Raw genomic sequence first — 19,093 nt, 5'->3', positions numbered from 1 at the left:
CGGCACTAGTCGGCCGTCCTCATTCATAGGTGCAGCCGCCCACCGTCGTGATGCACCACATCGGCGTCCTCGTCGTCGAACCACACGCCGTTGTCGCCCAGGTAGCGGAAGTGCAGTGTCGAGGCGGTCGGCGCGGTGATCGCCACGCTGCGGCGGCCGTTGCTGCGCGGCGTGAGCGGGTGCGCGTACGGGTCCCAGCCGTTGAAGCAGCCGACCACCGACACCGGCCCGGGTGGCTGGTCCGGCGGCAGGGAGAACGTCACCCTGACGACCCCGTCCTTGTCGGGCTTTCCGCGTTTGATCACGGCTGGCTCCTCTCGTTACGGCGCGCGCGGGCGCGGTGTCGCGGGGGCGCGGCGAGCCCCACCACAGTGTCGTTGACCCAGGTCAGCGCGGTGCCGAAGGACACGCCGTCCGGGCGCGCGAGCGCGGTGCGGCACGGCGGCGCGGCGCGGGATTTTACGTCCGCGTCACACCGGACCGTTGATCCGCGGGAACGCCGGGCCTAGGATCACTGCAACATTTGTTCCATTGATCACTGTTCTGCAATGGGAGTTGCGGTGACGAAGCCGGACCGGACGCCCCACCCCCAGCTGTCGCCCGCCCTGAACCGGGTAGCCGACACGCTCGCCGCCAACCCCGAACTCGGCTCGCACGGGCAGGTCGCCGAGGTGGCGCGGGCGGCCGGGGTCAACCCGAGCACCGTGGTCCGCTACGCACAGGCGCTCGGCTACAACGGGTGGCCGGCACTGCAGCAGGAGCTGCGGGCGACCTACCTCGCCGGGCTGAACGCCCGCGAGACCCTGCGCCGGCACAACGGCGAGGAATCCAGCGGCGCCGTGCACCGCGCGCTGCGGCGCGACCTCGCCAACCTGCGCGCGGCGCTCGACACCGTCGACCCCGAGGCCGCGGACGCCGCCATCGAGGCCATCCACACCGCCGAACGCACCCTCGTGGTGGCCTCCGGCTCCTACGTCGCCCCCGCCCACCTGCTCGCGCACCTCGGCCCCACCATGGGCCTGCCCATCACGCTGGAGGGCCGCGGGGGCGTGCACCTGGCCACCGCGTTGTCCGGCATCGGACCGGGCGACTGCGTGGTCGCGGTGAGCTTCTGGCGGCAGACCCGCGAAACCCTGCTGGCGGCCCGGATCGCCGCCGAGGCCGGCGCCACCGTCGTCGCCGTGACCGACACCAACTCCGGGGTGGCCGCGCACGCCCGGCACGTCCTCAAGGTGCCCAGCGAGGGCCTGTCGTTCTTCCAGTCCACGACCGCGGCGGTCTCCGTCGTCTACGGGCTGCTCGCCGGCCTCGGCGCCCGGCGCGGCGCCGAGGCCGACGCGGCGCTGCGCCGCACGGAAGAGCTGTGGGACACGCTGGGCGCGCTCGGCGCCCCCGGCGGTTCCCCCGCAGCGCCCCACTGACACGGGGCTGCCGCGCCCGCCCCGTTCCCCCACCCCGCCCCGCCCTGTCACCGTCCGCCATCGCGGACCGTCCCCACCCGGAGTCCCGCCCATGTCTCAGACGTCCCGGCAGCGCCCCCGCACGGCGCTGCCACGGCACCTGCCGCTCGTCCTCGTCCTGACCGTCGCCCTCGCCGCCCTTGCCGAACTCATCGGCACGTTCGAGTTCACCGTCGGCCCCGGCAAGGTCATCCTCTTCCCGATCATCTGGGCGATCCTGCTCGGCGGGCTGGTCAGCCTGCAGCGGGTGGTGCGGCTCCCCGAGACGGCGCAGCGCACCGCCGTCGGCCTGGTCGAAGTCGGCATCATCCTGTTCATCGTGCGGCTGGCCTTCCTCGTCGGAGAGAAGGTCGACACCCTCGCCGACGTCTCCCTGGCGCTCGCGCTGCAGGAGGTCGGGCACCTGTTCGGCTCGGTCATCCTCGCGCTGCCGATCGCGGTCGCCCTGGGCATGGGCCGCTCCGCGGTGGGCGCCACCTACTCCATCGACCGCGAGCCCAACATGGCCTATGCCGCCGAGCGGTTCGGCGCGGACTCGCCGGAGTACCACGGCGCCCTCGGCATCTACGTCTTCGGGTCGGTCTTCGGCGCCCTCTACCTGTCGGTGCTGGCCGGATTCCTCGCCTCCACCGGCTGGATCAGCCCGCTGGCCCTGGCCATGGGCACCGGGGTGGGGTCCGGCTCGATGATGGCGGCCTCGGCGGCGGCCATCGCGCACAGCTACCCCGAGATGGAGGAACAGATCCTCGCCTACGCGGCGGCGGCCAACCTGGTGTCCGAGATCGCCGGCGTCTACCTCGCGATCTTCGTCGCGCTGCCGCTCACCGAGCGCCTGTACCGCTTCTGGTCGAAGACCTTCCGGCGCACCGCCGCGGCCACCGCCGCGCCCACCACCGCCGCGCCCACCACCGCGGCTCCCGCCGCCGGCACCGCACACGCGACGCCCGCCGCTTCCGCACCCCCGGAGGCCGCGCCCGCCCGCACACCCAGCGCACCGGCGCTCGGCCGGGTCGCCCTCTACCTGCTGCTCATCTCCGCGATCATGCTGGTCGCCAACACCATCAACATCGGCGCCCTGCACCCCGGGGAACTCGCCGGGTTCGCGCTGATGTGCGGCGTCACGTTCGCGGCCTTCGCCGTCAAGCGGTTCGTCCCGCGGATGCCCGCCATGGTGCTCGCCTCCGTGCTCGGCATCCTCGTCGCCAGCCCGCTCAACCCGCTGCGCGAGCAGGCCCTCGCCCTGGTGTCCGACATCCAGTTCCTCGCCACCGCCACCCCCGTGCTCGTGCTGGTCGGGCTGTCCATCGGCAAGGACAGCGCCGTGCTCAAGCGGCTCAGCTGGCGGGTCGTCCTCGTGGCGCTGGTGTCCTTCGGCGCGACGTTCGTCTGCGCCGCCCTGGTGGCGCAGACCTTCATCTGACCCGCCGCGCCCGCAACCCCGCAACCCCGTCGAACCAGGAGGCATTCCGATGACCGACCACCCGACCCCGGAACCGACCGGACCCGCGCCCGAGCGCCGGACCGTGGGGGTGATCGGGCTCGGCGTCATGGGCGGCGCCATGGCCGGCACGCTGGTCCGCGCCGGGTGGACCGTGCTCGGCTACGACCCCGACCCCGCCCAGGCCGCCGCCGCGGCCGCCGCCGGCGTGGTCACGGCCGACGACCGCACCGGCCTCGCCGAGCGCGCCGAGGTCGTGGTGCTGTCGCTGCCCGGCGCCGCCCAGGTCCGCGACACCGTGCCGGCCCTGCTCGCCGCCGCGGTGCCGCCCCGCCTCATCGTCGACACCACCACCTCCGACCCCGACACCACGCGGGCCATGGCCGCCGACGCCGCCCGCCGCGGCGTCGGCTACCTGGACGCTCCCGTCTCGGGCGGCCGGGCCGGAGCCGAGACCGGGACCCTCGGCGCGTTCGTCGGCGGCACCCCCGAGACCGTCGCCGCCGCCGGGCCGGTCCTGGACGCACTGACCGGCGGGCGCGCCGTGCACGTCGGCGACTCCGGCGCCGGCAACGTCGCCAAACTGCTGAACAACGCCATGTGCGCCGCCCACCTGGCGCTCACCGGCGAGGCCGTCGCGGCGGCCCGCTCCTGCGGCCTGGCGCCCGACCGGCTCATCGCCGCGCTGAACACCGCCTCGGGACGCAGCGCCGTCACCGAGGTCAACTACCCGCGCTGGATCCTGCCGGAGTCCTTCGACTCCGGTTTCCCCGTGCGCCTGATGTCCCGCGACGTGCGGCTCTGCCTGGAGGTGCTGGCCCGCACCGGCGCCGAGCCCAGCGTGCTCGGCGCCGCCGGACGGGTCTGGGACGAGGCCGGGCGCGTCCTCGACCCCGGCGCCGACTTCAACGAGGTCGCCGGCCTCGCCGCCCGGCTGTCCGCCCCCACCGCCGAGCGGGGCTGACGCCGCACCGGCACCCGGCCCGCCCGAGGAAGCAACCCACCGAGGAGTCCGCACCCACCATGACCACCGCCACCGACCTCATCACCGGCCTGCTCCCGCACGGCATCGGCAGCCACACCGCCGACGGCGTGCGCACCGGCTCCGGGACGACCGTCACCGCCCACGACCCCGCCACCGGCGCCGCGCTGCTCACCTGGTCCGACACCGGCGCCGAGGGCGCGCACGCCGCCGTCGGCGCCGCCGCCGCCGCGGCGCCCGCCTGGCAGGGCCTCGGCGCGTTCGGCCGCGCCGCGGCGTTGCGGGCGCTGTCCGCCGCCGTCCCCGCCGACGCCGACAACCTGGCCCGGCTGGAGTCGGCCACCGCCGGCAAGCCGATCCGCGACACCCGCGTCGAAGTGGCCAAGGTCGCCGAAATGTTCGCCTACTACGCCGGCTGGGCCGACAAGACGCTCGGCCAGACCATCCCGGTGCCCGGCGACTGGCTCACCTACACCCGGCGCGAGCCCTACGGCGTGGTCGCCGCCATCACCCCGTGGAACGCCCCGCTGTTCACCGCCGGATGGAACGCCGCCCCGGCGCTGGCCGCCGGCAACACCGTCGTGGTCAAACCGAGCGAACTCACGCCGTTCACCACGCTGCGGCTCGCCCGGCTCGCCGAGGAGGCCGGACTCCCGCCCGGCACGCTCAGCGTCGCGGCCGGCCTGGGCGGCAGCACGGGGCGGGCCCTCGTCGCCGACGAACGCGTCGGCAAGGTCGCCTTCGTCGGCTCGGTCCCCGCCGGCCGGGCGGTCGCCACCGCGGCGGCCGGCCGTGGCGCGCCCGCGCTCCTGGAGCTCGGCGGCAAGAGCGCCAACATCGTGTTCGCCGACGCGGACCTGGCCGCCGCGGCCGAGGGCGCGCTCGCCGCGATCTTCGCCGCCGCCGGGCAGTCCTGCGTCGCCGGCTCCCGGCTCCTCGTGCAGGACGAGGTCCACGACGAGGTGCTGGAACGCGTCGCGGCCGGCGCCCGGCGGCTGCGCGTCGGCGCGCCGCTGGCCGAGGACACCGAGATCGGCCCGGTCAACAACCGCGCGCAGTACGACAAGGTGCGCGGCCTGGTCGCCGGCGCCCGGGACGAGGGCGCCCGGCTCGTCACCCCCGCCGACGCGGTGCCCGAAGGCGCCGATCCCGGCGGCTACTGGGTCTCGCCGACCGTCGTCGCCGACGTCCGGCCCGGCCACACCCTGGAGAACACCGAGGTGTTCGGCCCGGTGCTCGCCGTGTCCCGGTTCCGCGACGAGGCCGAGGCGGTGGCGCGCGCCAACGGCACCCCCTTCGGTCTCGCCGGTGCCGTGTGGACCCGCGACGTGGCGCGGGCGCACCGCATGGCCGCCGCGGTGCGGGCCGGGACCTTCTGGGTCAACGCCTACAAGGCCATCCACGTCGCCGCGCCGTTCGGCGGGTTCGGCGACTCCGGCTACGGCCGCTCCTCCGGGCCGGAGGTGCTCGCCGAGTACACCCAGCCCAAGGCGGTGTGGGTGCACACCGGTGCCGAACCGATGCGGTTCTTCCCGTCGCTGCACGGCTGAGCCGGGCCGCCGCGGTGCGGCGCGCGGTCGCCGGAGTCCCCGCCGCGCCGTTCCCCCACGGGAATGGCGCGGCGGGGACTCCGCGTTCGGACAGGTGTGCGGACCCGAACGAGGGGAAGGGCGCAAAACAGGCGTCGCGATCAAGATTGAGCCGGGCGGCGTTGGGCCAATATAAGGGGCGAGGGACCAAGCAACGGGAGGTTGTGGAGATGGCGACGAAGGACACCGGCGGCCAGAAGCACGCGACCCGGCAGAGCGAGGACATCGACGAGGTCGAGGCCGGGACAGAGGCGCAGGAACGCAACGAGAAGCTCACCGAGGACGTCGACGACATCCTGGACGAGATCGACGAGGTCCTGGAGTCCAACTCCGAGGACTTCGTCCGGCAGTTCGTCCAGAAGGGCGGCCAGTAACCGGCCCCATCACCAGCGCCACTCACTCCCGGCGCCGCCGTCCCGACGGCGCCCGGTGCCGCGCGGGCCGGGCGGGACACCGCTCCGGCCCGGCCGCCGTTCAGTTCGCCCAAAGCAAAGTCCAGACCGGCGGCTACACCCCGATCCGCGCGGCTCAGTAGGGTCGAACCACTAGCCAACCGAACAATCCGGCGCGCCCGCTCGCTCCCTCGGCCAGGGCAGGCGCGCCAGACCTGCCAGTCGAAGGGAACCGCGTGTCTGAAGCGTTCGAAGGCGGCGGACGGCTGCCCGCAGCGTTCATGAATCCGGGGACGTCGTCGTTCACCGACTTCCTCGCGTCGGTGAACCCGGAGCTGCTGCCCGGCCGGCGCGAACTGCCCCAGGGCGGCTCCGCCTCCCACCTCACCCCCGAGGCCACCACCATCGTGGCGCTGACCTTCCCCGGCGGCGTGGTCCTGTCCGGCGACCGGAGGGCCACCTCCGGCACCTTCATCGCCAACCGCGACATGGACAAGCTGTTCCGCACGGACGAGTTCTCCGCCATGGCCATCGCGGGCTCGGCCGGCATCGGCATCGAACTGGCGAAGCTGTTCCAGGTCGAGCTGGAGCACTACGAGAAGAAGGAGGGCCAGCCGCTGTCCCTGGAGGGCAAGGCCAACCGGCTGGCGGCGATGCTCCGGGGCAACCTCGGCCTCGCCATGCAGGGGTTCGTGGTGGTCCCGCTGCTGGTCGGCTACGACGAGCCGCGCGAGCGGGGCCGCATCTTCAGCTACGACCCGGTGGGCGGCCGGTACGAGGAGCACCGATTCCACTCCATCGGTTCGGGCTCCGTCTACGCCCGGGGTGCTCTGAAGAAGCTGTACCGCGAGGACCTGAGCGAGGAGGACGCCGTGGTCGTGGCGCTGCAGGCGCTGTACGACGCGGCCGACGACGACTCCGCGACCGGCGGGCCGGACCTGCACCGCGAGATCTTCCCGCTGGTCGACGTCATCAACGACGAGGGGCACCGCCGGCTGCCGGCCGACACCGTGGCCGGCCTCGCCGCCACCGTCGTCCAGGGCCGCGCCGACCGTCCCGACGGCCCCACCGCGCCGGTGCGCTGAGACCCTGACCCTCCCTCGCCGTGCCGCCCGGGCCACGCCCCGGGCCACCGGCTCGACCAGTAAAGGAAGCACTCGCGGTGTCGATGCCGTTCTACGTCTCGCCCGAACAGGTCATGAAGGACAAGGCGGACTACGCGCGAAAGGGAATCGCGCGGGGCCGCAGCGCCGTCGTGCTGCAGTACGACGGCGGGATCCTGTTCGTCGCCGACAACATGTCCCGCACCCTCCACAAGATCAGCGAACTCTACGACCGGATCGCGTTCGCCGCGGTCGGCCGGTACAACGAGTTCGAGAACCTGCGGCTGGCCGGGGTCCGCTACGCCGATTCCCACGGCTTCATGTACGACCGCCGCGACGTCACCGGCCAGATGCTGGCCAACGCCTACGCCCAGACACTCGGCGCCATCTTCACGGAGAGCAACAAGCCGTGGGAGGTGGAGATCGTCGTCGGCGAGGTCGGCGACACCGCCGAGGAGGACCAGCTGTACCGCATCACGTTCGACGGCTCGGTGGTCGACGAGCGCGACTTCGTCGCCATGGGCGGCTCGGCCGAGCGGGTCAAGGCGGCCCTGACCGAGCGCTACGTCCGCGACGCCGCGCTGCCCGACGCGCTGGCCGCGGCGATGCACGCCCTGGCGCACGAGAACGGCGAGCAGCGCGAACTGGAGGCGAGCAGCCTGGAGGTCGCCGTGCTCGACCGCTCCCGCGAGGAGCACCGCAAGTTCCGCCGGTTGCAGGGCGCCCGGCTGAACCGGCTGATCGAGCAGTCCCGTGGCGGCGAGTCCGGCGGGGAGACCGAGGCGGACGGCGGGGAGGCCTGATCCTGACGCCGCGCCGAGCGTCCGGAGCCGTCGGCGCCTTTTCGGCGGAGCCGTGTTCGTGTCGGCGGTGGAGGGGAGTGAGGTGGTGAGCGCGGCAGAGGGCACCACGGCGAGCCGCGGGTGCCGGGCGGGTGCGGGGCGCCCGCCCGTCCCGCCCCCTGCGGGGGCCGGCCGAATCGCGCACCGCCGCTCTGGCACTGGACGGGACCGGGCAATAGTGTGAGGTCTGGAGCACCGCGGCGTGCCTGCCTGCGGTGACGTGGGACGGGAGTTGGGTGAGCCGCGTGGAACGTCGCATCTTTGGCCTGGAGAACGAGTACGGCGTCACCTGCACGTTCCGGGGACAGCGGCGGCTGTCTCCGGACGAGGTGGCGCGCTACCTGTTCCGGCGGGTGGTGTCGTGGGGGCGCAGCAGCAACGTGTTCCTCCGCAACGGGGCCCGGCTCTACCTGGACGTCGGCAGCCACCCGGAGTACGCCACCCCGGAGTGCGACAGCCTCGCCGACCTCGTCGCGCACGACAAGGCGGGCGAGCGGATCCTGGAGGGGCTCCAGGTCGACGCCGAGCAGCGCCTGCACGAAGAGGGCATCGCCGGCGAGATCTACCTGTTCAAGAACAACACCGACTCCGCCGGCAACTCCTACGGCTGCCACGAGAACTACCTCGTGGGCCGGCACGGCGAGTTCGGCCGGCTCGCCGACGTGCTCATCCCGTTCCTGGTCACCCGCCAGATCATCTGCGGCGCCGGCAAGGTGCTGCAGACCCCGCGCGGCGCACTGTACTGCGTGAGTCAGCGCGCCGAGCACATCTGGGAGGGCGTCTCCTCGGCCACCACCCGCTCCCGGCCCATCATCAACACGCGCGACGAGCCGCACGCCGACGCCGAACGCTTCCGCCGGCTGCACGTCATCGTGGGCGACTCCAACATGAGCGAGACCACCACGCTGCTCAAGCTCGCCTCCACCGATCTGGTGCTGCGGATGATCGAGGCCGGGGTGGTCATGCGCGACTACACCCTGGAGAACCCGATCCGGGCCATCCGCGAGGTCAGCCACGACATGACCGGCCGCCGCAAGGTGCGGCTGGCCAACGGCCGGGAGGCGAGCGCGCTGGAGATCCAGCGCGAGTACCTGGAGAAGGTGCAGACCTACACCGACCGCAACGGGGTGGACGCCACCGGCAAGCGGGTGCTGGAGCTCTGGCAGCGCACGCTCGACGCCGTGCAGACCGGTGACCTCGACCTGGTGTCCCGCGAGATCGACTGGGTCGCCAAGTACCAGTTGCTGGAGCGCTACCGTGCCAAGCACGGGCTCTCGCTCTCCTCGCCGCGGATCGCCCAGCTCGACCTCACCTACCACGACATCCACCGCGACCGCGGCCTGTTCTACCTGCTCCAGCGGCGCGGCCAGATGGAGCGGGTCGTCGACGACCTGAAGATCTTCGAGGCCAAGTCGGTGCCACCGCAGACGACCCGCGCCCGGCTGCGCGGCGAGTTCATCCGCCGGGCGCAGGAGAAGCGCCGCGACTTCACGGTCGACTGGGTGCACCTCAAGCTGAACGACCAGGCGCAGCGGACCGTGCTGTGCAAGGACCCGTTCAAGGCGGTCGACGAGCGGGTCGAGAAGCTGATCGCCGGCATGTGACCGGCCTGGTTCGCCCACGTCGGCGCCCCGTCCCCGCCGGGACGGGGCGCGGCGCCCGCTCCCGGCGGCCCCCCTCTTACGGTGCTCTAACCCGGTCCGTGCAGTATGGCGGCTTCGATAGTGTGTCGGGGACTCCGGACCGAATCTTGAGGTTGGCATTATGCGTCGTAGCACCGCAGCGGCACTGGTGGTGCCGTTGTCCGCGATCCTCCTGGCCACGTCCAGCTGCGGGGTCATCCCCGAGGACTGGCGGACGCCGGCCTTCCTGAAGGACGAGGAGGCGCTCGACGAGCGGCTGCCCACGGTCACCGGCGACTTCGGCTCGGAGCCGGAGGTGTCCTTCCCCGACATCGCGCCGCCGGAGGAGCAGATCTCCGGCGTGGTCACCCGCGGCTCGGGCGAGAACGACCTGGTGCGCGCCGACGACATCCTGCTCGCCGAGATCGTCGACTACCAGTGGACCGGCGAGGGCGAGGCGGAGAAGACCCAGTCCACCTACGAGACCGGCGCGCCGGTGCTCCTCCAGCTGGAGCAGATGACCGACGAGCTGCGCCAGGACCTCGTCGACCAGCCGGTCGGCTCCCGGGTCGTCTACGTCTTCCCGGCCGCCGACCAGGCGGCCGCCACCGGCGACGCGGCGGCCGGCGCCTCGGTGTCGATCGTGGACATCCGGGGCCGCTACGGCAAGGGCGACACCGTCCCCGGCGAACAGGCCACCGATGGCGGCGGCGAACTTCCCACCGTGACCGATAACGGCCACGACGCCCCGGGCATCTCCATCCCCGACAACGACCCGCCCGCCGACCTGGAAGCGGTCGACCTCATCGAGGGCGACGGCCCCGAGGTCGAGGAGGGCCAGCAGCTCGTCGTGCAGTACACCGGGGTCACCTGGTCCGACGGCGAGACCTTCGACTCCACCTGGAGCCGCGCGGGCGCCCCGGCCACCTTCCAGATCGGCGTCGGCGCCGTCATCCAGGGCTGGGACGAGGGGCTGGTCGGCCGCAAGGTCGGCAGCCGTGTCCTGCTGGCGATCCCCGAGGAACTGGCCTACGACGGCCAGGAAGGCGCTCCGCAGGGCGCGCTCGTCTTCGTCGTCGACATCCTGGGCGCCGTGGACAGCGCGCCGCCGCTGGACGAGGAGCCGGCCGAGGGCGAGGCGAGCCCCAGCCCGGAGGAGTGACCCAGGGCGCCTTCGCGCTCGGAGACGACGCCCGGCCGGGACGCCCCGGCCGGGCGTCGCGCGTGCCGGGCCGTGGCCCGGCCGGCCCTCAGTCCGCGCCGTCCAGCAGCCGTGCCGCGTGCCGGCCCGCCGCCGCGGCGGCCAGGAAGTACTCCCGGTCCTCGTCCAGCCCGCGCCCCATGCTCGACACCCGCACCGGGAGCCTGCGCAGCGCCTCCTCCAGCCCGTCGACCGGGACCTCCACGATCCGGTGCCGTCCGGCCAGTTCGGCGGCCTCCCGGCGCACCCGCGCGCCGAACTCGCCCGGCAGCAGGGGGACCACGACGTCGGCCGCCGCCAGCGCCACCCGCCCATAAGCGGTCCGGCTGTGGTGGGAGACGCCCCGGTGCCGCTCGCGCGCGTCGGCCGCGCTCACCCGCAGTGACGCGACCGGCCGCCCGCCGAGCACGGCGGCGGCGTTCACCGCCTCGCCGGCGGCCACCCCCGAGAACCCCCACGGAGTGCCCGTCCCCAGGTTGCCCGGCCCCTGGGCGACCACCGCGAGTTCGGCCCCCAGCACGTGCCGGGCCGCCAGCAGGCCGGTGTGCGTGGTGACCGCCTCCAGATCACCGCCGAACGACTGCCCCACGGTGACGGTCGCGGCCAGCCGGCCCGCCGCGCGCAGCTCGGCCGCGCTGCGGGAGAACCACGCCGGCAGCGCGCCGCCGTCCAGCATCACGTAGACGGCGCGGGTCCCCGGCCGGGCGTCCTCGACGCCGGCGAGCACGGCCGGCAGCGCCGAGTGCAGGTCGGCGGTCACCACCGGCATCCCGTCGACGCCGTCGGCGTCGCGCAGCGTCTCGTGGTGCGGCGACCCCTGCTCGTCGGCGCCGAGCACGGTCGACTGCAACGGCGTGTAACGCGCCTTGACCAGGTGCCCGGGGCCCGCCGGGTCCGGCGGCAGCCGGTCCGGGACCGCCACCACCAGCGCGTACCCGCCCGTGCCCAGCCCCATGGCCAGCGCCGTGGTGTTCAGCAGCACCCGGTCGCCGGTCTCGGGGCGCCCCACCAGGGCGGTGTAGGCGAGCGCCCGGCACGGCTCCGGCGACCCCGCCGTGGGCGGCCGGCCGCGCGCGCCGGTCCCGGCCGGCAGCACCTCGACGTCCATCTCGGCCGCACCCGGCCACTCGCGTCGGATCCGGCTGACCACGCCGGTGCGCCATCTGATCACGTGAGGCACGGTACCGTCTTGGCGGGAACCGGCGCTGGGATACGGGCGCAGAGACTGCGGAGGGGCGAGACGATGTCGCAGCGGAAGACCGAACGGCAGCTCAACCTGGTGATCTGCCTGCTGGCCACACGGCGCTTCCTCACCGCGCAGGAGATCCGCGCCATCGTGCCCGGCTACGCCGAGGCCGAGAGCGACGCCGCGTTCAAGCGCATGTTCGAGCGGGACAAGAAGGAGCTGCGCGACAGCGGCATTCCGGTGGAGACGGGCGGCGGCGACGTCTGGAGCGACGAGGAGGGGTACCGCATCTCCCGCGCCGACTACGAGCTTCCCCCGATCGAGCTGCGCGCCGACGAGGCGGCCGTGCTCGGCCTCGCCGCGCGGGCGTGGCGGCACGCGGCGCTGGGGGAGGCCGCCGCCAACGCGCTGCTGAAGCTGCGCGCCGCCGGTGTGCCGGTCGACGGCGCTGCCGCCTCCGACATCACGCCGGTCCTGGGCACGGACGAGCCCGCCTTCCTGCCGATCTGGCAGGCGGTCCGCGACCACCGCCCCGTGGTCTTCGACTACCGCAAGCCCGACCAGACGGTGAGCCGCCGCGAACTGGAGCCCTGGGGCGTGGTGAATCTGCGGGGCAGATGGTACGTGGCCGGATTCGACCGCGGCCGCGGCGAGCGCCGGGTGTTCCGGCTCGGCCGGATCGTCGGCGACGTCCGCGTGGTGACCAGCGGGCCGGCGGTGCGGGTCCCCGAGGACGCCGACGTGCGCTCCCTGGTCCGCGGGCAGCGCGCCGAACCGGAGCAGACCGCGGTGATCCGGGTGCGCCCGGACTCCGCGCACGCGCTGCGGCGCGGCGCCCGCCGGATCGTCCCCGGGGAGCACTCGCAGACCACGCCCGGCTGGGACCGCGTCGAGTACCCCTATGCGGACCTCGCCGAACTGGTGGGGGAGGTCGCGCAGTTCGGCGACCGCGTGGTGGTGGAGTCGCCGCCCGAAGCGCGCGCGGCCGTGCGCGACCACCTGCGGGCGGTCGCCGAGCGGGCGCCCGAGGCCGAGGGGACCGACGAGCCCGCGACCGAACAGGCTCCGGCACCCACCGTCCGGCGGGCCGCCGCCTCCGCCGAACAACTGCGCCGGCTCCTCATGCTGGTGCCGTACGCGCTCAGCCACGACGTGCGCGTCTCCGAGGTCGCCGAGCACTTCGAGCTGCCCGAGCGGCAGGTGCTCAAGGACCTGAGCCTGCTCTGGATGTGCGGACTGCCGGGCTACACCCCCGGCGACCTCATCGAGGTGGACCTCGACGCCGCCGAGTCCACCGGCGAGATCATCATCGGCAACGCCGAGACGCTGGCCGCGCCGCTGCGGCTCACCGCGGACGAGGCGGCCAGCCTCATCGTCGGTGTGGACCTGCTGGCCGAGATCGCCGGCGCCGACCACAGCGCCGCCCTGAAGAGCGTGGGGGCGAAGCTGCGCGCCGCCGCCGGTGTCGGCGCGGACCGGCTCACCGCCGCGGTGGACGTGCGCATCGAGCTGAGCGATGAGGTCCGCCGGCTGCAGCGCCGGGTCGAGGACGCGCTGCGCGGCGGGCAGCGGGTGCACCTGCGCTACCTCGCCGGGTACGACGACGAGGTGACCGAGCGCGACGTCGACCCGATGCGGCTGGTCGTGCAGGACGGCCACCCGTTCCTGGAGGGCTGGTGCCGGCTGCGCGAGGGCGTGCGCATGTTCCGCCTGGACCGGGTGCTGGACCTGACCGTGCTCCCGATCGCCGCCGAGGTCCCCGCGCACGCCGGCCTGCGCGACCTGCGCGCCGGGGTGCTGCAGTTCTCGGCCGACGACGCGTTCGTCACGCTCGAACTCGCCCCCCGGGCGCGGTGGGTGACCGAGGAGTACGTGTGCTCGGGGCTGCGCGAGCTGCCCGACGGCAGCCTGCGGGTGACGCTGCGCACACCCGCCCCGGCGTGGGCGCGGCGCCTCGCGCTCCGGCTCGGCCCGCACGCCCGGGTGACGGCGCCGCTCGACCTGGCCGAACGGGTGCGCGCCGACGCCGCCCGGGCGGTGGCCGGCTACGCCGGATCGTGACGAGGCCGGTCCGACCTGCCCGAACGCGGCGCCGGAGCGTCCCGGCGAATTCACCTGGGGGCCGCCGAAGGCCGGGAGGCGGCGGGGTAGGCTCGAAGGCGTGTTCGCCATGGTCGGTCTTCTCAGCGTCGTCGCGGTCGGCCTTGTGCTCGTCGGTGTCCTGGCGGGCCGGCTGCTGGCCGAGGCGCGGCGCCTCAGGGCGCAGGTGGCCACGACCCGGGCCGAGCTGGAACCGCGCTGCCGGGCGTTACGCGAGCTCACCGAGGACGCCCGCCCGGACGTCCGGTGAAATCCGGGCACACAGGGCGTACCATCGATGGCGCAGGAAGCGCCCCTGAGAGAGGTTGAGACACATGGGTGGTATCGGAGCGCGCGAGATCCTCATTCTGCTGGTGATCGCTCTCTTGCTGTTCGGCGCGAAGAAGCTCCCGGAGCTCGCGCGCTCGATGGGGCGCAGCGCCCGCATCCTCAAGGCCGAGGCCAAGGGGCTCGCCGAGGAGGAGAACGGCGACTCCAAGACGCAGCCCGCGCAGGCCTCCGGTCAGCCCGAGCCCGCCGCTCCCCAGCAGCAGTACGAGCAGCCGCAACAGGGGCAGCCGTACCAGTCCTACCCCTCCCAGCCGCAGCAGCCGGGGTACCCGCAGCTTCCCGCGGGTCAGCGCATCGTCGACGGGTCGGCCGGCGAGCCGGTCCAGCGCCCCTACGGCAACTGACACGGCACACCAGCGACCACAGGCACGGCCGGAACGCGGCGCCCTCCCGGCGCCGCGTCCGTCCTGATTCCGGCCCGGCGGAGAGAGAAGTGAGAAGGCGGTCATGCGGCTGAGGCGACAGCGGCGGGAGCCCAACCCCGAAGGACGCATGCCGCTGATGGACCACCTGCGTGAGCTGCGCAACCGGGTCGTCAAGGCGCTGCTGTTCCTGGCCGGCGGCGTCGTGATCGGGTTCTGGCAGTTCGACCTGGTGTGGGACTTCCTCCAGCGGCCCTACTGTGAGCTCCCGCAGTCCAGCCAGCTCGACTCCGACGGCTGCAACCTCATCTACACCGGCATCTTCGACGCCTTCTTCCTGCAGTTCAAGGTCGCGATCATCATCGGGATCGTGGTCTCGTGCCCCTTCTGGCTGTACCAGCTGTGGGCCTTCGTCGCCCCCGCGCTGCGGGGGAAGGAGAAGACCTACACCTACGTCTTCGTCGGTGCGGCCGTGCCGCTGTTCCTCTCCGGGGCGGCGCTGGCCTACTTCATCACCGAGAAGGGCATGCAGATCATGTTCAGCTTCGGACCGGACGGCTCGGTCCCGCTGATCACGATGGACAATTACCTCAGCTACATCATCATGATGCTGCTGGTGTTCGGCGCCGCGTTCATCCTGCCGCTGATCGTGGTGCTGCTGAACTTCCTCGGGGTGCTGCCGCACGCCGCCATCACCAAGTGGCGGCGCATGATCATCTTCGCCGCGTTCGTGTTCGCCGCCATCGCCACCCCGGGCGGCGACCCCTTCACCATGATGGCGCTGGGCGTTCCGGTGGTGATCCTGTTCGAGATCGCCGAGCTGATCTGCTTCCTGCACGACCGCCGCCTGCCGCGGAACGACCCCTACGCCGAACTCGGCGACGACGAGATCTCCTCGATCGACGACGTCGAAGACGAAACTCCCATCGCGCCGAACCGCTAAGGTCGGGGCCGGAGACCGGAGCCGGGAGGCGCTCCGCCGCATCCCCCACGGAGTAGGGAGAGGTACACCGATGAGCGAGCAGTCCAGCCAGCCGCCCGCGCGGGAACTGCCGCCCGAGGCGCAGGGCAACGAGAAGTGGCACGACACCACCAACGCCGTCTGGAAGCGTTCCTCGCTGTCCAGTGAGGACTCCGAGGCCATCGTCGAGGTCGCCAAGTTCGATGACGGCTTCCGCGCCGTGCGCGACGGCAAGAACCCTGACAAGGGCATCCTGTTCTTCACGCCCGCCGAGTGGGAGGCGTTCGTCCTCGGCGCCAAGGACGGCGAGTTCGACATCCCCGAGGAGTACCTCACCCCGGAGGAGGCGGCGATCCAGCGCGGTGAGGTGCCGGTGTACGCGGTGCCGTCCCCGAACAACGCCACGCCCTCCAAGGACGAGGACTAGCCGGCCCCGCCCGGCGGGCCGGCCCGCCGGGCGGGGGTGTTCCGCCGCGAACGCGGCGACTGTCCACAGATGGGCGTTCCGGGCGCGCGCGACCAGCCCGGACGCCCTAGGCTTGTGCGATATGAGTACGCACGCCGCGCGTTACGCCGAGTTCCGTCGGCGCCAGAGCGAGTCCAGCGCCGACATCGCCGACTTCCAGGACCTGTACGGGTTCGAGTTCGACGACTTCCAGATCCGGGCCTGCAAGGCTCTGGAGATGGGACACGGCGTGCTGGTCGCGGCCCCCACCGGCTCCGGCAAGACCGTGGTCGGGGAGTACGCCGTCCACCGCGCCCTGCGCGATGGGAGCAAGTGCTTCTACACCACCCCCATCAAGGCGCTGTCCAACCAGAAGTACACCGACCTCGTGCGCCGCTACGGCGGTGAGCGGGTCGGGCTGCTCACGGGCGACAACAGCGTCAACGGCGAGGCGCCGATCGTGGTCATGACCACCGAGGTGCTGCGCAACATGCTCTATGCCGGGTCGCAGACGCTCAGTGGGCTCGCCTACGTCGTCATGGACGAGGTCCACTACCTCGCCGACCGGTTCCGCGGCGCCGTGTGGGAGGAGGTCATCATCCACCTGCCGGAGTCGGTCCGGATGGTGGCGCTGTCGGCCACGGTGAGCAACGCCGAGGAGTTCGGCCAGTGGCTGCTCCAGGTGCGGGGCGATACCACGGTCATCGTGGACGAGACCCGCCCGGTGCCGCTGTGGCAGCACATGATGGTGGGCAACCGGATCCACGACCTGTTCGTGGACCTCGCCGAGCCCGAGACCGAGAACGAGGCTCCCTCCGGGCGCGGCCGACGCAATCGGCGCCGCCGGGGCGACGCGGGCCCCGCGCCCGCCGAGGTGCTCGTCGGCGGTGAGCGCATGCAGGTCAACCCTCGGCTGATCCGGCTCGCCGAGGAGGACGACCGCATCACCCAGCTCGCGTTCCGGCGGCGGCCCCCGCAGGCGCGGGCGCGATCGGGGGCGCCGCGGCCCCGGTCGAAGTTCCTGCCGCCGAACCGGGTGCAGATCGTCCAGGAGCTCAACCGCGAGGGGCTGCTCCCGGCCATCACGTTCATCTTCAGCCGGGCCGGGTGCGACGACGCCGTGCGCCAGTGCGTCCTGGCCGGCCTGTCGCTCACCACCGAGGAGGAGGCCGAGGAGATCCGGGAGTACGCCGAGCGGCAGTGCGCCGACATCCCGGCGGCCGACCTCGCGGTCCTCGGCTACCACGAGTGGATCGCCGCGCTGCAGCGCGGCTTCGCGGCGCACCACGCCGGGCTGCTGCCGACCTTCAAGGAGGTCGTCGAGTCGCTGTTCTCCCGGGGGCTCATCCGGGCGGTCTTCGCCACCGAGACGCTCGCGCTCGGCATCAACATGCCGGCCCGCACCGTGGTCATCGAGAAACTCGACAAGTGGAACGGCGAGACGCACGCGGCTCTCACGGCCGGCGAGTACACCCAGCTCACCGGGCGGGCCGGCCGCCGCGGCATCGACGTCGAGGGGCACGCCGTCGTCGTCTGGCAGCCCGGCACCGACCCCACGTCCGTGGCCGGGCTGGCCAGCACCCGCACCTACCCGCTGAACTCCAGCTTCCAGCCGTCGTACAACATGGCGGTCAACCTGGTCGGGCAGGTCGGCCGGCAGCGCAGCCGCAGCATGCTGGAGTCCTCCTTCGCGCAGTTCCAGGCCGACCGCGCGGTGGTGGGCCTGGTCCGCCAGCTCCGCAAGCACGAGGAGGCGCTTGAGGGGTACGCCGAGGCCGCGGAGTGCCACCTGGGCGACTTCATGGAGTACGCGCGGCTGCGCCGCGAGCTGAGCGACCGGGAGGCCCAGGCGTCCCGCAACCGTGGGGCGCGTCGGCGCCAGGAGGCGCTGCGCAGCCTGGAGCAGCTGCGCGTCGGCGACATCATCCGGGTCCCGGCCGGCCGGCACTCCGGGTACGCGGTGGTGCTCGATCCGGGCAACCGGGGAGCCGACGACCCCGCACCGCTGGTCCTCACCCTCAACCGGCAGGTCAAGCGGGTCAACGCCGCGGACTTCCCCGTGCCCGCCGAGCCGGCCGGCCGGTTGCGCATCCCGAAGAACTTCTCCGCGCGTTCCGCGCAGTCGCGCCGGGACCTGGCGTCGTCACTGCGCGCCAAGCTGGAAGGGATGGATACGCCCCCGCCGCGGCAGTCGCGCGGCGGCGGGGGAGACGATCCCGAGATCTCCCGGCTCCGCCGGGAGATGCGCGCCCACCCGTGCCACGGCTGCGCCGACCGGGAAGAGCACGCCCGCTGGGCGGAGCGGTACTTCCGGCTCGCCAAGGAGACCGACACGCTGCGGTCCAGGGTCGAGGGCCGGTCGCACGTCATCGCGCGCACGTTCGACCGGGTCTGCGGGGTGCTGCAGCGGCTCGGCTACCTCGACGGCGACGCCGTCACCGCCGAGGGGCGGCGCCTCGCCAAGATCTACTCCGAGCTGGACCTGCTGGCGGCGGAGTGCCTGCGCCGTGGCCTCTGGGAGCGCCTCACCCCGGCCGAGCTGGCGGCGTGCCTGTCGGCGCTGGTGTACGAGGCGCGGCGCTCCGACGACGGCTACCCCCGGGTGCCGGCCGGCGCCGCGCAGGACGCGCTGGCGGAGATGGTGCGGCTGTGGGGCGATCTCAACGAGGTCGAGCGCGACCACCGGGTGGCGTTCCTGCGCGAGCCCGACCTCGGCTTCGTGTGGCCCACCTTCCGCTGGGCCAGCGGCGATCGGCTGGACCGCATCCTGGAGGAGGCCGGCATGCCGGCCGGCGACTTCGTGCGCGCCACCAAGATGCTCATCGACATGCTGGGGCAGGTCGCCGACGCCGCCCCGGAGGGCAGCGCCGTCCGCGGCAACGCCCGCACCGCGATGGAGGCGGTCCGGCGCGGGGTGGTGGCCTACTCGTCGGTGGGGTGACGGACGTCCAGGAGCGGGACCGTCGGGCGGCGTCCGGCGGTCCCGCCCCTGTGTTCCCGTGGCTCAGGCGGGGCCCGGCAGCACCGTGCGCGAGCCGACGACACGCGATCCGGCAGGCGGGACGAGGTCAGACAGGCGA

At 73.3% G+C, this 19,093-nt stretch carries 17 protein-coding genes; 15 read left to right on the top strand and 2 right to left on the bottom strand.

The genetic code is table 11. The features are described from left to right. Positions 1–23: 23 nt before the first annotated feature. Positions 24–305, bottom strand: a complete 282-nt coding sequence (locus ACFQRF_RS05460) for an isoamylase early set domain-containing protein (protein WP_379869369.1) — start codon at positions 303–305, stop codon at positions 24–26. Between the two features lie 255 nt (positions 306–560). On the opposite strand from ACFQRF_RS05460, the gene ACFQRF_RS05455 reads away from it, so the two are divergent. The 9 genes from ACFQRF_RS05455 to ACFQRF_RS05415 all read left to right on the top strand — a co-directional run bounded on the left by ACFQRF_RS05455 (position 561) and on the right by ACFQRF_RS05415 (position 10,590). Further along, complete coding sequence (locus ACFQRF_RS05455; protein WP_379869367.1) at positions 561–1,421, top strand: MurR/RpiR family transcriptional regulator; 861 nt, start codon at positions 561–563, stop codon at positions 1,419–1,421. Between the two features lie 91 nt (positions 1,422–1,512). Continuing rightward, complete coding sequence (locus ACFQRF_RS05450) at positions 1,513–2,880, top strand: DUF3100 domain-containing protein (protein ID WP_379869366.1); 1,368 nt, start codon at positions 1,513–1,515, stop codon at positions 2,878–2,880. A 49-nt stretch (positions 2,881–2,929) separates the two neighbouring features. Next, positions 2,930–3,862: an NAD(P)-dependent oxidoreductase gene (locus ACFQRF_RS05445; RefSeq protein ID WP_379869365.1), complete on the top strand. Its 933-nt coding sequence runs from the start codon at positions 2,930–2,932 to the stop codon at positions 3,860–3,862. 59 nt (positions 3,863–3,921) lie between these two features. Next, positions 3,922–5,430: an aldehyde dehydrogenase family protein gene (locus ACFQRF_RS05440; RefSeq protein WP_379869364.1), complete on the top strand. Its 1,509-nt coding sequence runs from the start codon at positions 3,922–3,924 to the stop codon at positions 5,428–5,430. A 209-nt stretch (positions 5,431–5,639) separates the two neighbouring features. Beyond that, positions 5,640–5,843 (top strand): ubiquitin-like protein Pup, encoded by a 204-nt coding sequence (locus ACFQRF_RS05435; RefSeq protein WP_379869363.1) that lies wholly within the window; start codon positions 5,640–5,642, stop codon positions 5,841–5,843. 254 nt (positions 5,844–6,097) lie between these two features. Further along, positions 6,098–6,946 (top strand): proteasome subunit beta, encoded by an 849-nt coding sequence (prcB, locus tag ACFQRF_RS05430; protein ID WP_379869361.1) that lies wholly within the window; start codon positions 6,098–6,100, stop codon positions 6,944–6,946. An 83-nt stretch (positions 6,947–7,029) separates the two neighbouring features. Beyond that, on the top strand, positions 7,030–7,767 hold the full coding sequence (gene prcA / locus ACFQRF_RS05425) for a proteasome subunit alpha (RefSeq protein WP_379869765.1): 738 nt from the start codon (positions 7,030–7,032) through the stop codon (positions 7,765–7,767). A gap of 284 nt (positions 7,768–8,051) precedes the next feature. Beyond that, positions 8,052–9,410, top strand: a complete 1,359-nt coding sequence (pafA, locus tag ACFQRF_RS05420) for a Pup--protein ligase (protein WP_379869360.1) — start codon at positions 8,052–8,054, stop codon at positions 9,408–9,410. A gap of 160 nt (positions 9,411–9,570) precedes the next feature. Then, the gene (locus ACFQRF_RS05415; RefSeq protein ID WP_379869358.1) at positions 9,571–10,590 is read left to right on the top strand and encodes an FKBP-type peptidyl-prolyl cis-trans isomerase; all 1,020 of its coding nucleotides are present in this window, start codon (positions 9,571–9,573) and stop codon (positions 10,588–10,590) included. Between the two features lie 88 nt (positions 10,591–10,678). Here ACFQRF_RS05415 and ACFQRF_RS05410 read toward each other — a convergent pair whose 3' ends face one another. Then, positions 10,679–11,800, bottom strand: coding sequence for a DUF3866 family protein (locus tag ACFQRF_RS05410; protein WP_379869357.1), 1,122 nt, complete (start codon positions 11,798–11,800; stop codon positions 10,679–10,681). A gap of 72 nt (positions 11,801–11,872) precedes the next feature. On the opposite strand from ACFQRF_RS05410, the gene ACFQRF_RS05405 reads away from it, so the two are divergent. From ACFQRF_RS05405 to ACFQRF_RS05380, 6 genes are all read left to right on the top strand, one after another. Further along, complete coding sequence (locus ACFQRF_RS05405) at positions 11,873–13,876, top strand: helix-turn-helix transcriptional regulator (RefSeq protein WP_379869355.1); 2,004 nt, start codon at positions 11,873–11,875, stop codon at positions 13,874–13,876. 109 nt (positions 13,877–13,985) lie between these two features. Further along, positions 13,986–14,165, top strand: coding sequence for a hypothetical protein (locus ACFQRF_RS05400; protein WP_379869763.1), 180 nt, complete (start codon positions 13,986–13,988; stop codon positions 14,163–14,165). A 64-nt stretch (positions 14,166–14,229) separates the two neighbouring features. After that, complete coding sequence (gene tatA, locus ACFQRF_RS05395) at positions 14,230–14,589, top strand: Sec-independent protein translocase subunit TatA (protein WP_379869354.1); 360 nt, start codon at positions 14,230–14,232, stop codon at positions 14,587–14,589. A gap of 103 nt (positions 14,590–14,692) precedes the next feature. Continuing rightward, positions 14,693–15,550, top strand: a complete 858-nt coding sequence (gene tatC / locus ACFQRF_RS05390) for a twin-arginine translocase subunit TatC (RefSeq protein WP_379869352.1) — start codon at positions 14,693–14,695, stop codon at positions 15,548–15,550. A 70-nt stretch (positions 15,551–15,620) separates the two neighbouring features. Beyond that, positions 15,621–15,995 (top strand): DUF397 domain-containing protein, encoded by a 375-nt coding sequence (locus ACFQRF_RS05385; protein ID WP_379869351.1) that lies wholly within the window; start codon positions 15,621–15,623, stop codon positions 15,993–15,995. 121 nt (positions 15,996–16,116) lie between these two features. Continuing rightward, complete coding sequence (locus ACFQRF_RS05380) at positions 16,117–18,954, top strand: DEAD/DEAH box helicase (RefSeq protein WP_379869350.1); 2,838 nt, start codon at positions 16,117–16,119, stop codon at positions 18,952–18,954. Positions 18,955–19,093: the final 139 nt, after the last annotated feature.

The organism is Marinactinospora rubrisoli, from assembly GCF_042664915.1.
GTDB classification, from domain to species: domain Bacteria; phylum Actinomycetota; class Actinomycetes; order Streptosporangiales; family Streptosporangiaceae; genus Marinitenerispora; species Marinitenerispora rubrisoli.
Note: the sequence above shows the minus strand (reverse complement) of the source record. Positions and strands in the feature narration are given on the sequence as shown.